The following is a 13,336-nucleotide window of genomic DNA, read 5'->3' as shown; positions in this document are numbered from 1 at the left end:
GTCATGGTGCAGTTCACGCCAATGCCTAGAACCAAAATTCTCAAGCTTCAATCCTTTTCACACCGTGATGCTTGCCCTAGTGTTACCGCAAACATCAAAAACCAGCCTCAAGAGGGACCTCCATGCAAGACCAAAAAATCGCGCTTCTCGGCACCGGATTAATGGGGGCTCCCATGGCGCGAAATATCGCGAAAGCGGGCTTCACTTTGGCGGTTTGGAACCGCTCTCAAAGCAAGGCCGCGCCGCTTGCGGATGTGGGGGCGAGCGTGTGCGACACGGCGGCGCAAGCCGTCGCTGGCGCGGACGTTGTGATCTCCATGTTGTCGGACGGCGTGGCCGTCGGCGCGCTGGTGATGGACGCGGCGTTGACCGACGGGCTGGCCAAGGGCGCGACATGGATCGACATGTCGTCAGCCAAGCCAGAGGAGGCCCGCGCGCAGGCCGCGCATCTGGCAAAGCTTGGCATCGCTCACCTCGACGCGCCGGTCTCGGGGGGCACCCGCGGCGCGGAGGCCGCGACGCTGGCGATCATGGCGGGCGGCGCGGCGGACACCTTCGCCCGCGTCACACCTGTGCTGCAATCCATGGGCCGCCCCGTGCACGTCGGCCCGACCGGATCGGGCCAATTGTCGAAGCTGGCCAATCAGGCCATCGTCGCTGTGACCATCGCCGCTGTGGCGGAGGCCATGCTGCTGGTCCAAAAGGGTGGGGCCGACCCCGCCGCCGTGCGCGCGGCCCTGAAAGGCGGCTTTGCCGACAGCACCATTTTGCAGCAACACGGGGAGCGCATGACCGAGGGCAATTTTGAACCTGGGGGCCTGTCGAAGTTCCAACTCAAGGATCTCGACAACCTGCTTAACGAGTCGTCCCAACTGGGGCTGACACTGCCCGTGGCCGAAATGACCCGCGACCGCTTCGCGGATTTCTGCGAAAACATGGGGGGCGCCGATCAGGACCATTCCGGCCTCTATCTGGAGCTTTTGAAGCGCAACGGGTTAAGCGCATGAGGGCCCTTATCCTAGGTGGCGGCGGCATGGTCGGCCAAAAGCTGGCGCATCATCTGGTCGCCAACGGTCTGGACGGCCAGCCCGTTGAAATCACCCTGCACGACATCGCGTTCCCGCCGGTGTCCTTGCCCAATGTGCCGCAGGTGACAGGCTCCATCTCCGACGCGGGCGTGGCCGAAACGCTGGCCAAGACCAAGCCGGACGTGATCTTTCACCTCGCCTCCGTCGTCTCCGGCGAGGCCGAGGCAGATTTCTCCAAGGGCTGGGCGGTGAACATGCACCCCACGTGGGCGCTGTTGGAGGCGCTGCGGGCAGAGCATGAGGCCGACCCGAGCTACCGCCCGCGCGTGGTGTTCACCTCGTCAATTGCGGTCTTTGGCGGGCCGTATCCAGACAAAATCAGCGATGAGTTTCTGTGCGCCCCGCAAACCAGCTACGGCGCGCAGAAACTGATCTGCGAGACCATGATCACCGACTTTTCCCGCAAGGGGTTCATCGACGGCGTGTCGATCCGCCTGCCCACGATCTGTGTGCGCCCCGGCAAGCCGAACGCCGCCGCGTCCTCGTTCTTTTCGGGCATCATCCGCGAGCCGCTGAACGGGCAGGAGGCCATCTTGCCCGCCGCCGACAGCACCCGCCACTGGTTCGCCAGCCCCCGCTCCGCCGCAGGGTTCTTGGCCCATGCCGCCACGCTGGACACGGCGTTGCTGCACGGTCGCCGTGCGCTCAACCTGCCGGGCATCAGCTGCACCGTGGCCGAGCAGATCGAAGCCCTGCGCGATGTAGCGGGGAACGACGTGGTGCGCCTGATCAAGCCGCAGCCCGATCCGGTGATCGAGAAAATTGTCGAGGGCTGGCCGCGCGATTTCGCGCCCGAACGCGCGCTGGCCTTGGGCTTCAAGGCCGACGCCAGCTTCAAGGATATCATCCAGATTTATCTGGACGATGACCTGCAGCGACCGCCTAGCTGATCATGTTGCGCGCGAGGTGGTCGTGGATGTGCTGTCGGCACAGGACCGTGTCGCGCGCCAGCGCCGCCTCAAGGATGGCGCGGTGCTCTTCGATGTTCTCGGCGTAGTAGCCGTAGTTGCTGGCCCGCGACACCAGTTGCTGGCGAAACTGGTCGTAGATCGTCTTGTAGGTTTCGCGCAGCAGCGGTGAGCGGCAGGCCGAAATCAGCGTGTCGTGGAACTCCCATTCGGCGTTGGACCACAGCGGCAACACATGCTCCACACTGCCGGAGCGGCGCACCTCGCTCTCGATATGGCTGAGCTTGTGATGCGCGGCGGACAGGCGGGCCTCCCACTCGATGTCGCCGTGTTTCATCGACAGGCAGGCGCCTTCCTGTTCCAGAAGGATTCGGAATTGGGTCAGGTCATGCTGGCGCTCGCGCGATGTGCGGCGGGCGCGAAACCCGCGCTGCTCCTCAAAGGCGACAAGCCCCGCCGTGGACAGGCGAAACAGCACCTCGCGGATGGTGTTGGCCGAGCAGCCGTAGAGTTTGCGCAGGTCTTCCGATTTCAGTTTTTCACCGTGGTCGAATTGCGCGGTAACCAGTTTTCTGTGAAGATCGTCATAGATGGCAGGGGTTTCCATCTTCTGCGGCGGGGTCGCGGTGTCTGCCATCTTGGCCTCCAGCTATTGGCGTGCGGCGTTGCAGGGGCAGCGGTCCGGCCAGTCACACCACGGTCTATGGTGCCCGCATACCTAATGCCATAAATTTTGAAATTACAAGTAAATCTCAAAATTATTAAAAAAATAGAATATTTGTTGGCAGGTTCAGATTCGGTTGCTAGGGTCATCTAACGCAGGGTCATCATGGCGGACCAACCGCTCAGAGATCCGAAACGCGAAAACGATACAAATCGTCTGGGAGGACATCATGAAGTTTTTGAAAACCGCCGCGACATCTGTCGCTGCTCTGGCCCTGCTGGCCTCTGGCGCAATCGCCGACGGCCACGCCACCACCAAACTGCGCATTCAAACCCACTACGCTCCAGAGACCACATCCGGCTCTTTGCTGACCGAGTTGGTGGACAACATCAAATTGATGTCCAACGGCGAAATCGAAATTGAGATGTTCTACTCCGCCTCCGTTGTGAAATCCGTTGAGACTTTTGACGCGGCAGCTACAGGCATTCTGGACTGCGACGCGACAGGCGGCGGCTACCAGACAGGTAAAAACCCTGCGTTCCAGTTCGTGGGTGACATCATGGGCGGCTACGCTACTCCGGCGCAGCAGCTGTCTTGGCTTTATTACGGCGGCGGCCGTGAGGCGGCGCAAAAGCTGTATAACAAATACGACATGCAGCTCGTGGGCTGGATCGTCTACGGTCAGGAAAGCTTTGCCTCGACCAAGCCAATCGCAGGCGTGGAAGATCTGAAAGACTGGAAATTCCGCTCGCCTCCAGGCATGGAAACCAAAATCTTCGAAAAGATGGGCGCGTCTCCGATCGTGATGGATTTCACCGAAATCTTCACCGCGCTTGAGACAGGTATCATCGACGGTGCAGACGCCTCGAACATTTCCAACAACGTGGGCCTTGGCCTCTACGACATCGCGAAGTTCGCCAACTACCCGGGCTTCCACTCCATGCCATCCGACCACCTTGCCTGTAACAAGGCCGTTTGGGACGCGATGCCAGAGCATCACCGCGCCATCATGGAAACAGCTGTGTCCGACATCGCTTTGAAATCTGCGCTGATCTTCGAGAAGAAGAACGCTGAAGCCGTGGCAATGCTGACAGAGCAGGGCGTGACCATCTCCGAGTGGTCGCCAGAAGACTTGCAAACCTTCCGCGACGCGGCGCAGGCCACATGGCCAGAGTTCGCAACGACACCAGAAGCCGAAGAGCTGGTTGCAAGCCACATCGCTTACCTGACCCAGCTTGGTCTGGTGAAGAAGTAATCTGACCTGACTTTACGTGCGGGGCCCTCTCATCTGTTTGGGCCCCGCGCATGGTTTCCCCGCCCATGCCGCTTTGCGCGGTCTTGGCGCGGGGGCTACCCGACAGGCCAATCATGAAAATTACCAAGATCACAAGCCACGTGCTGCAATACGACATGCCCGAAACCTTGGGGTATTCTCAGCAGTACTATAACAAGCGCACCGCCCATCTGGTCGAAGTGACCACGGACGAGGGCGTCACCGGTTGGGGCGAATGCTTCGGGCCGGGGGCGATTGCACTGGCCAACAAAGGCATCGTTGAGGGCGTTATCGCGCCCATGATCCTCGGGATGGACCCGATGGACCGCGATGTGATCTGGCACAAAGTTTACAACCTTATGCGCGACCACGGGCAAAAGGGCATGCCGATGCAGTCCCTATCCGGTGTCGACATCGCGCTGTGGGATATCGCGGGCAAGGTGGCGAACCTGCCCATCCACAAATTGATCGGCGGCGCACATCGTACCTCGGTGCCGGCCTATGGCTACGGCATGATGCTGCGCCCCGATATGGACGCCACAAGCATGGCCGCGCTGTTCAAAGACGAGGCCGCCGCCATCCGCGACATGGGCTTCCTTGCGACCAAGATGAAAACCGGCCTCGGCCCGAAGCCCGATGTGGCCCTGTGCCAAGCGGTACGCGACGGCGTGGGCGCTGACTTCAAGTTCATGGTCGATGCGAACCACTGCTACACCACCTCGGACGCCTTCTATGTGGGCCGCGCGCTGGATGAGCTGGAGGCCTATTGGTTCGAGGAACCCGTGGCACCCGAAGACCACGACGGCTACCGCGAATTGCGCGCGGGGTTGCGCACCAACATCTCTGGCGGGGAGGCCGAATTCGGTCGCTGGGGCTGGCGCGCCATCCTTGAAAATCGTGGCCTTGATATAGCCCAGCCCGAGGTTTGCGCCTTGGGCGGTATCTCCGAATACTTGCGGGTGCTGGCCTTGTGCCACGCGCATTTCACGCCAGTCATCAACCACGTCTGGGGCTCTGCCATCGCGGTGGCCACCAACCTGCAACTGCTGGCGGCGATGCCGCCCATGCCGGGTGGCCTGCACCCTTGGGAGCCGATGCTGGAATTCGACACAACCGACAACAAGTTCCGCGATAACCTGCTGACAGAGCCGTTGGACATCCAAGGTCAGGTCAAGGCCAACGGCGGCCGCGTTGCGATCCCGCAGGGCGCGGGCTTGGGCGTGGAGCCGGACCGCGCATTTATCGAACATTACGCAGTGGCGGCCTAACGCCACCATTTGAAATCTAACGGGGAGGGCCAGATGCCACAGAAAGCCGAATATCTAAAGTCGGGGTCGCTGATCGAGTGGCTGGTGCCGCTGGCGTTCATCGTCTGCGCGGCGTGGGTCACATGGCATATGCCAGCCTTTATTCTGGATTGGGGTGTCTACACCCAACAGCTCGACACGCAGTTTGACCGCTTGGACGTCACACCCAATATGCCCGTGGTTCTGGGGGAGCATATCGACGTGGTCGATCTGCTGGCGCTCCTCGGATTGCCGCTCTTTGCCGTGATCGGGGTGCGCACGGTGCGCCGCGCCGCGATGGAGTTCGAGGCATGGGGCCCGCTCGACCGCTTGTCGGTCTTTATCGGGCGCGTCACCATGATGCTGATCGTGTTGCTCACCTCGGTGATGATCTACGAGGTTATTTTGCGCTACGTCTTCGAGGCCCCAACCCTTTGGGCGAACGAGCTGTCGTTGTGGCTCGCGGGGTTCGTCTTCTTGTGCTCGGGCCTTTACGCGATGCAGCAGCGCAGCCACATCCGCATCTTTTTGATCTACGACATGCTGCCCCGTGCGGCGCAACGCGTGTGCGACGTGATCTCCACCGCGCTGATCGCGCTGTTTGCTTTCTTCCTGATCTATGGCGGCTACGGGGAGGCCTTTGCCAAGTTCAATCGCTGGGAAACCTTCGGCACCGCGTTTGACCCGCCCATCCCCGCAACGATCAAGCCTATGGTATTGTTCGTGGTGGCCATGGTGGCGGTGCAGGCGGTGATCAATCTGATTTCCGACTGGAACGCGGAGCCGGTGATCCACTCCGCCGCAGACGACATTGACCAAGATGAAATAGAGCGGCTGAAAAAGGCCGTCGGTGCAGACGGGGTGGGGGACATGGATGTTACCCGCAGCGCTGTTCACACTAGCAAGGCAGGGCACGAATAATGGATATCGGTACAATCTCAATGGTCCTGATGCTGGGCCTTCTGGTGCTGCTGGCGATTGGCATGCCGCTGGGCATGGCGTCGGCCATCCTCGCGGCGCTGGTGCTGGTGATGAAGTTCGAGCCGGGCTTGCTGGCAAACCCCATGACTTTCGGTGACGGTATACTGACCGGCAGGCCGGGGTCGGGGCCGCTTAATATTCTGGCGCAGAAGATATACGGGCTCTTAACGGACTACGTGCTCATATCAATTCCGCTGTTCATCTTTATGGCGTCGCTGCTGGAGCGCTCCGGCATCGCCAAGGACATGTATTCCTCGCTGAACGTCTGGCTGAACCGCACGCGCGGCGGCATTGCAATCGTCACCTCGATCATGGCTGTGATCATGGCGGCTATGTCCGGCATCATCGGCGGGGAGGTGGTGCTCTTGGGCCTTATCGCGCTGCCGCAAATGCTGCGCTTGGGCTACAACCAGAACCTCGCCATCGGCACGATCTGTGCGTCGGGCAGTCTGGGCACCATGATCCCGCCGTCCATCGTGCTGATCATCTACGGGCTGATCACCGAGACGTCGATCAAGGCGCTGTTCACTGCGTCCTTCCTGCCGGGCTTCATGCTGGCGTCTTTCATTATTATCTACATCATCGTGCGCACGCAGCTGCACCCCGAAGACGCGCCGCTGCCCGAACCTGAACCCGGCGCGCCCGCCGGTCTGGCCAAGCTGGCCTTGTTCGGCGCGTTCCTGTCGATCCTCACGGCGGGCTTTTGCTCCGTGCTGTTCCTGCGCGCGCTGTTCTTCACCGTCACAGGTCAGAACGCAGCGATCGAAGGTGTCGACGAAATCTTCTGGGGCTCCCCCGGTCACGTGACGTGGTTCGCGGCGCTGGTGGCCATCGCGCTGGCGTTGATCTTCTTTGCCTTTGGCCGCGAACGCGCCAAAATCGGCTGGGACATGGGCAAGGGGTTGGTCGCACCCATCGTGGTAATCGGCGTGGTCCTTGGCTCCATCTATGGCGGCATCACGGGCATCACCGAGGCCGCAGGCATGGGCGCCGTCGCGGTGCTGGTCATCGCGGTTTTCCGTGGTGAAGCCTCGTTTGATCTGGTCTGGGACTCGCTGATGCGGACCCTGAAATCCACGGGCACGATCATCTGGGTGACCATCGGTGCGGCGGCCTTGGCGGGTGCTTACACCATCGCGGGCGGGCCGACATATGTGGCGGATTTCATCGTCGGCTCCGACTTGCCAACGATGGGCATCATCCTGACAATGATGCTGATCTTGCTATTTATGGGCGCGTTCATGGATTGGGTCGGCATCGTGCTGCTGATCATTCCGGTGTTTCTGCCCATCATCCTGCGCCTTCCCCTCGACGAGATCGGGCTGTTTGGCGAACTCAACCCGCGCCACGTATCGATCTGGTTCGGCGTGGTGTTCTGTATGAACATGCAAGTCAGCTTTCTGTCGCCGCCCTTCGGGCCTGCCGCCTTCTATCTGAAGTCTGTAGCCCCCGCGCATATCTCGCTGACGGACATCTTCAAAGGCTTCTTGCCGTTCATCTGCATCCAGTTGGCCGCGCTGTCGGTGCTGCTGATCTATCCGCCGATTGTGTCCATCCTGCTCAAATAAGCGGGGCGGCAGTCGGTACTTGAACTCGGGGCGGGGCGTTTGACGTGCCGCCCCATCCCATGTGGCCTTGTGCTTGAAAGAAGACACCATGAAAGACACGATCCGCCTAGATGCCGACGATAACGTCGTCACCGCCACCCGCGCGCTGGAGGCAGGCACCGCCGTCGAGACCGTAACCACACGCGGCCTCATCCCGTCGGGCCACAAAATCGCAACACAGGCCATCGCCAAGGGGGCGCAGCTGCGCAAATACGCGCAGATGATCGGCGTGGCCTCCTGCGATATTGCGGCGGGCGATCATGTGCACACCCATAACTGCGCCTTCGTGCCAACGGCGCAGGACTACGAGTTCGGCACCGACATGCGCCCCGTCCAGCCTGCCACAGGCGACAGTTTCATGGGCTACCGCCGCGTAAACGGCAGCGTCGGCACGCGCAATTACATCGCCATCGTCACCTCGGTGAACTGTTCCGCCACCGCCGCGCGCCGTATCGCCGATTACTTCACGCCGGACCGTTTGGCAGACTATCCCAACGTCGACGGCGTCTGCGCCTTTGTGCACGGAACGGGGTGCGGCATGGCAGGGGACGGCGACGGGTTCGAGGCCTTGCAGCGCGTCATGTGGGGCTATGCCAGACACCCCAACCACGCGGGCGTGCTGATGGTGGGCTTGGGCTGCGAGATCAACCAGATCGACTGGCTGCTTGAGGCCTACGGCCTAAAGCAAGACGACACATTTCAAGTGATGAACATTCAAGGCGTGGCAGGGCTGCAAAAAACCATCGACATGGGAATCCGCAAAATCGAGGCTATGCTGCCTATCGCCAATCAGGCGACCCGCAGCGAATGCCCCGTGTCGGACCTGAAGGTCGCGTTGCAATGCGGCGGCTCTGACGCGTGGTCGGGCGTCACCGCCAACCCTGCGCTTGGCTATGCCTGTGATCTGCTGGCGGCCCAAGGCGGCACGGGCGTGCTGGCGGAGACCCCTGAAATCTACGGGGCGGAGCATCTTTTGACCCGCCGCGCGGCCTCCCCCGAGGTGGGCCAAAAGCTGGTCGGCCTGATCGACTGGTGGAAGGATTACACCGAACGTAACCGTGGCTCGATGGACAACAACCCAAGCCCCGGCAACAAAAAGGGCGGGCTGACCACGATTTTGGAAAAATCGCTGGGCGCGGCGGCGAAGGGCGGCACCTCGCCGTTGACGGGGGTGTATAAATACGCCGAACCCGTGACCGCCAAGGGCTTCACCTTCATGGACAGCCCCGGATACGATCCGGCGTCGGTCACGGGCCAGATCGCGGGTGGCTGTCAGGTGGTGGTGTTCACCACGGGGCGCGGCTCCGCCTTCGGCTCGAAGCCCAGCCCGACAATCAAAGTCTCCACCAATACCGAGATGTATACCCGTATGATCGACGACATGGACGTGAACGCGGGCGATATGCTGACGGCGGGCGTGACCTTGGAAGACAAGGGCCGCGAGATTTACGAGATGATCTTGCGCGTGGCCTCCGGCGCGGCCTCAAAGTCAGAGGCACAAGGCTTGGGCGACTATGAATTCGTGCCATGGCAAATCGGCGCGGTCATGTAATGAAACTGTTGGTTGCAGGATTGGGCCTGATCGGCACGCGCCATCTACAGCACGCTTTGGCGGTGCCGCAGATTGACGTGGTGGGCGTGATTGACCCCGCGCAGCACCAAGACAGCGTGCCGCATTTTGCCAGCATAGAGGCGGTTGATCTGGACGCCGATGCGATTGTTATCGCCACGCCCTCGCACCTGCACGCTGATCACGCGGAGGCGGCGGCGAAACGGGGCTGGCATATGCTGATCGAGAAGCCCGTCGCCCATTCGTTGGACGCTGCCGACAGGATCATTGCAGCGGCAACGCGCGCAGGGGTGCGCACGCTGGTGGGTCATCATCGCCGCCACCACGCAGCGGTGGCACAGCTTAAATCCCTGCTTGAGAGTGGGGCAATCGGCCAGCCGCTGCTGGCCTCAATGATCTGGGCGATGAAAAAGCCGGACGCCTATTTTGACGTGCCTTGGCGCGCGGGGCCGGACGGGTCTCCGGTGATGTTGAACTTGGTGCATGAGGTGGACTTGCTGCGGTATCTATTTGGCGATGTCACGGCGGTGCGCGGCGTGGGGTCCAACGCGGTGCGCGGCGCGGCGCGGGTTGAAAGCGGTGCGGCGGTGTTGCAATTCGCCAGCGGGGCGAGCGCCAGCATCGCGTTCTCAGATGCCTCCGCCAGCCCGTTCGGGTTTGAGGCTGGCACCGGCGAGAACCCCAATATCGCAGCCACGGGGCAAGACTACCTGCACATCTGCGGCACCAATGGGGCGGTTTCCTTTCCGTCACTCACCCTGTGGTCCGGTGCGCGCGATTGGTCGGAGACGCCGCAACGCGCGGTGCAAAAGAGCGCGACCAATGTGCCGCTGGTCGCACAGCTTGAACATTTCGCGCAGGTCTGCTCGGGGCAGGCCACGGCACTGGTCTCGGCGCAGGATGCCCGCAAAACACTCGACGTCACCCTAGCCATAGAGGCCGCCGTCGCCCCGAAGGAGGCCGCATGAGATTAGCAGTCATAGGGCGCGGGCTTTGGGGGGCCGCAGCGGCGCGGCATCTGGCGATGGCAGGCGCCGACGTCACGCTTATCGGCCCGACGGAACCCGCGGACAAAGCCACACACAACGGGGTCTTCGGCTCGCACTACGACGAGGGGCGGATCACCCGCAAGAACGCGCTGGACCCGTATTGGGTCGGCGTCTCCACCGCCGCTATTGACCGCTACCATGAGATAGAGCGTCAAAGCGGCGTGCGGTTCTACACGCCCACGGGCGCGGCGATGGTCGGCGGCGCGGCATTTATGGCCCGCGTCGAGGTGGGGCGCGCCCTGCATGACGTGCCTTGTGACATGCTGGACCACGCCGCGCTGTCCGCGCGGTTCCCGTTCTTCACGTTCCCCGCAGATTTCACTGGCTATCACGAGACGACCCGCGCAGGCCACGTCAGCCCGCGCAACCTTGTGGCGGCCCAAGCCAAAGCCGCGCAAGGTTTCGGCGCGACCCTGCTGGAGGCAACGGTCGACGGTCTGGAGGAGCGCGCGCAGGATGTTGTTGTGGTCACGGATCAGGGGCGGCGTAGCTTTGACCGCGTGCTGGTCGCTGCGGGGTACAATACCGACAGGGTTCTGGGCCGCGCGCCGAGCCTAGAGGTTTACGCGCGGACGGTGGCCTTCTTCGAGGTGGATGAGGCGCAGGGGGCGGCGCTCTCCGCGATGCCAACGCTGGTGTATGATACGCCCGAAGACCCATACCTTCTGCCGCCGATCCGCTACCCGGACGGCAAGCTCTACCTGAAGCTGGGCGGCGATCCCACGGATGAGCCGCTGACCACCGACGCCGATGTGCGCGCGTGGTTTCAAGCGGGCGGCAACCCGCAGGTGCGCGACCGGCTGGACGCAATGCTGCGCAGGCTGATGCCTGCGTTGGACATCAAATCCCTAAGCATGGGGTCTTGCGTGACCTCATGGACGAAAGACCGACGCCCCGAATTGGCGCGCCTGTCGGACCGCATAGCGGTGTGCACCGGCGGCAATGGCGCGGGCGCGAAATGTAGCGACGAAATAGGCCGCCTTGGTGCGGCGCTGATACACGACAAAACAGGAGACGACAGATGAGCAAAATTGGATTTATCGGACTGGGCCTGATGGGCGGCGCAATGGTTGGCCGCTTGCTGGACAAGGGCCACGAGTTGGTCGTTCTGGGCAACCGCGACCGCACCTATATCGACCCTGCGATTGCACGTGGCGCGAAAGAGGCGGCGAACGCCTTCGAGGTCGCGCAAGCCAGTGACATTGTGATGCTCTGCATGGGGACGTCGGATCAGGTTGAGGGGCGGATGCGCGGCGATCAGGGCGTGATCGCCGGATTGAACGCGGGCGCTGTTGTCATTGATTTCGGCACCTCCCTTCCGGCCTCCACCAAGGCGCTGGGCGCGGAGGTTGCGGCAGCGGGCGGGGCGTATCTCGACGCGCCGCTGGGGCGCACGCCCGCACATGCGGTGGACGGGTTGCTCAATATCATGTGCTCCGGCGACAAAGCCGCCTTTGATAAGGTGAAGCCCGTGCTGGATGACTTGGGGGAGAACGTGTTCCATCTGGGCGCGCTTGGCTCCGGCCACACGATCAAGCTGATCAACAACTTCTTCGGCATGACCGTCGCCAACGCCATGGCAGAGGCCTTCGCGATGGCCGACGTGCAGGGCGTCGACCGCGAGGGGCTCTATGACGTGATGAGCGCGGGGCCGCTGCATTCGGGCATGATGGATTTCGTCAAAAGCTACGGCGTTGACGGCAATCCCGCGCAACTGGCTTTCGCGATCAAGAACGCCGCCAAAGACGTGGGCTACTACGCCACCATGGCCGATGATGCGGGGGTAACGTCCTTGATGTCGCAATCCACACTGAAGGCCCTGAACACCGCGCGGGACGAGGGGCGCGGGGATGATATGGTGTCGCAGATGGTCGACTTCTACGCCGACAAGATGAAGCCGTAACCGATGAGCCGCGTCGCCATACCCGCGCTGGAGGATCGGGCCAGTTTGGGCATCGCCATGATGCTGGTGGCGTGGCTGTTGTTCTCGATGATCGACACCTCGGTGAAATGGCTGGTGCTGGCGGGGCTGCCCGCGATGCAACTGGCCTTCATGCGGTATGTGGGGCACTTCGTGATCTCTACGTGGCTGGTCGGGCGCGGCGGCATGGATGTGGAGCGGTTTAAGACCGACCGCTTGGGGCTGGTGCTGATCCGCGCCTATCTGTTGACGTCGTCGACCGCGCTCAACTTCTTGGCGCTGCTCTATCTGCCGCTGACGGTCACCGCCTCCATCATGTTCACCTCGCCCATTCTGGTGTGCCTTCTGGGCTGGCCCTTACTGGGTGAGCGGGCAGGGCCGTGGCGTATATTTGGCATCCTGCTCGGGTTTGTTGGCGTGTTGGTGGTGATGCGCCCGTTCGGGGCGGAGTTCCACTGGGCCATGCTCTTGTCGCTGCATAACGCGGTGGCGATGGCGCTTTACTCTATCCTGACGCGCAAGCTGTCGGGCGTGGTGTCGGCAGAGATCATGCAGTTCTACATGGGGCTGTTTGGCACGGCAGTCTTGCTGCCGGTGGCGATCTATTACTGGACGCCGCCCGCGACGGCGTTGGACTGGGTGTTGATGGTGCTGCTGGGCGTCTTCGGCTGGGCGGGGCACGAGCTGCTGACCCGCGCGCACCGCTTTGCCACGGCCAATACCCTGATGCCTTACGCCTATTTCTTCCTGCTATTCCTGTCTATTTCCAGCTATGTGATCTGGGGGTATATCCCCGATACGGCGACGTTGATCGGGGCGGGGATCATCATCGGGTCGGGGCTGCTCATCTGGATCAGGACGCGCAAGCAAGGCCCGCAACGTGCGCAGGGTTAACGCGCGCGCAACCGCTGACAGCTACAACCCGGCTCGACGTCATAAGAGTGATTTATCAGGATCCCGCAGCCCAGCCTTTCCAAGCTGGGCCAAGG

At 62.1% G+C, this 13,336-nt stretch carries 12 protein-coding genes and 1 pseudogene; 12 read left to right on the top strand and 1 reads right to left on the bottom strand.

What is annotated here, in order from left to right; all coding sequences use genetic code 11:
• Window positions 1-107 precede the first annotated feature (107 nt).
• The 3 genes and pseudogenes from BLW66_RS18225 to denD form a co-directional block, all read left to right on the top strand.
• Window positions 108-590 (top strand): annotated as a pseudogene (locus tag BLW66_RS18225) (NAD(P)-binding domain-containing protein); the annotation flags it as partial.
• Window positions 585-1,007 (top strand): NAD(P)-dependent oxidoreductase, encoded by a 423-nt coding sequence (locus BLW66_RS18220; protein ID WP_280140683.1) that lies wholly within the window; start codon window positions 585-587, stop codon window positions 1,005-1,007. The pseudogene BLW66_RS18225 and the gene BLW66_RS18220, both read left to right, overlap by 6 nt.
• Window positions 1,004-1,978 carry a D-erythronate dehydrogenase gene (gene denD, locus BLW66_RS10565; RefSeq protein ID WP_089947126.1) on the top strand — a complete coding sequence of 325 codons (975 nt, stop codon included), beginning with the start codon at window positions 1,004-1,006 and terminating at the stop codon, window positions 1,976-1,978. Before BLW66_RS18220 ends, denD begins: the two co-directional genes overlap by 4 nt.
• On the opposite strand, the gene BLW66_RS10560 is transcribed toward denD, so the two are convergent.
• Window positions 1,971-2,633, bottom strand: a complete 663-nt coding sequence (locus BLW66_RS10560; RefSeq protein WP_244508625.1) for a GntR family transcriptional regulator — start codon at window positions 2,631-2,633, stop codon at window positions 1,971-1,973. The two genes, denD and BLW66_RS10560, sit on opposite strands and share 8 nt — an antisense overlap.
• 256 nt (window positions 2,634-2,889) lie before the next feature.
• Here BLW66_RS10560 and BLW66_RS10555 point away from each other — a divergent pair, with 256 nt between their 5' ends.
• From BLW66_RS10555 to BLW66_RS10515, 9 genes are all read left to right on the top strand, one after another.
• Entirely contained in the window at window positions 2,890-3,915 is a 1,026-nt protein-coding gene (locus BLW66_RS10555; protein ID WP_089947125.1) for a TRAP transporter substrate-binding protein, read from the top strand.
• 113 nt (window positions 3,916-4,028) lie between these two features.
• The gene (locus BLW66_RS10550) at window positions 4,029-5,201 is read left to right on the top strand and encodes a mandelate racemase/muconate lactonizing enzyme family protein (RefSeq protein ID WP_089947124.1); all 1,173 of its coding nucleotides are present in this window, start codon (window positions 4,029-4,031) and stop codon (window positions 5,199-5,201) included.
• Window positions 5,202-5,234: 33 nt separating this feature from the next.
• Window positions 5,235-6,140: a TRAP transporter small permease subunit gene (locus BLW66_RS10545; RefSeq protein WP_089947123.1), complete on the top strand. Its 906-nt coding sequence runs from the start codon at window positions 5,235-5,237 to the stop codon at window positions 6,138-6,140.
• Complete coding sequence (locus BLW66_RS10540) at window positions 6,140-7,768, top strand: TRAP transporter large permease (protein WP_089947122.1); 1,629 nt, start codon at window positions 6,140-6,142, stop codon at window positions 7,766-7,768. Before BLW66_RS10545 ends, BLW66_RS10540 begins: the two co-directional genes overlap by 1 nt.
• Before the next feature lie 88 nt (window positions 7,769-7,856).
• Window positions 7,857-9,359: a UxaA family hydrolase gene (locus tag BLW66_RS10535; RefSeq protein ID WP_089947121.1), complete on the top strand. Its 1,503-nt coding sequence runs from the start codon at window positions 7,857-7,859 to the stop codon at window positions 9,357-9,359.
• The gene (locus BLW66_RS10530; RefSeq protein WP_244508624.1) at window positions 9,359-10,345 is read left to right on the top strand and encodes a Gfo/Idh/MocA family protein; all 987 of its coding nucleotides are present in this window, start codon (window positions 9,359-9,361) and stop codon (window positions 10,343-10,345) included. The genes BLW66_RS10535 and BLW66_RS10530 overlap by 1 nt, the downstream gene beginning before the upstream one ends.
• The gene (locus BLW66_RS10525; RefSeq protein ID WP_089947119.1) at window positions 10,342-11,451 is read left to right on the top strand and encodes an NAD(P)/FAD-dependent oxidoreductase; all 1,110 of its coding nucleotides are present in this window, start codon (window positions 10,342-10,344) and stop codon (window positions 11,449-11,451) included. The genes BLW66_RS10530 and BLW66_RS10525 overlap by 4 nt, the downstream gene beginning before the upstream one ends.
• Window positions 11,448-12,329 carry an NAD(P)-dependent oxidoreductase gene (locus BLW66_RS10520; RefSeq protein ID WP_089947118.1) on the top strand — a complete coding sequence of 294 codons (882 nt, stop codon included), beginning with the start codon at window positions 11,448-11,450 and terminating at the stop codon, window positions 12,327-12,329. The genes BLW66_RS10525 and BLW66_RS10520 overlap by 4 nt, the downstream gene beginning before the upstream one ends.
• Window positions 12,330-12,332: 3 nt before the next feature.
• Complete coding sequence (locus BLW66_RS10515; RefSeq protein WP_089947117.1) at window positions 12,333-13,241, top strand: DMT family transporter; 909 nt, start codon at window positions 12,333-12,335, stop codon at window positions 13,239-13,241.
• Window positions 13,242-13,336 lie beyond the last annotated feature (95 nt).

It is taken from the genome of Litoreibacter albidus (assembly GCF_900107015.1).
GTDB lineage: Bacteria > Pseudomonadota > Alphaproteobacteria > Rhodobacterales > Rhodobacteraceae > Litoreibacter > Litoreibacter albidus.
This window is presented reverse-complemented; position numbering and strand designations above follow the sequence as displayed.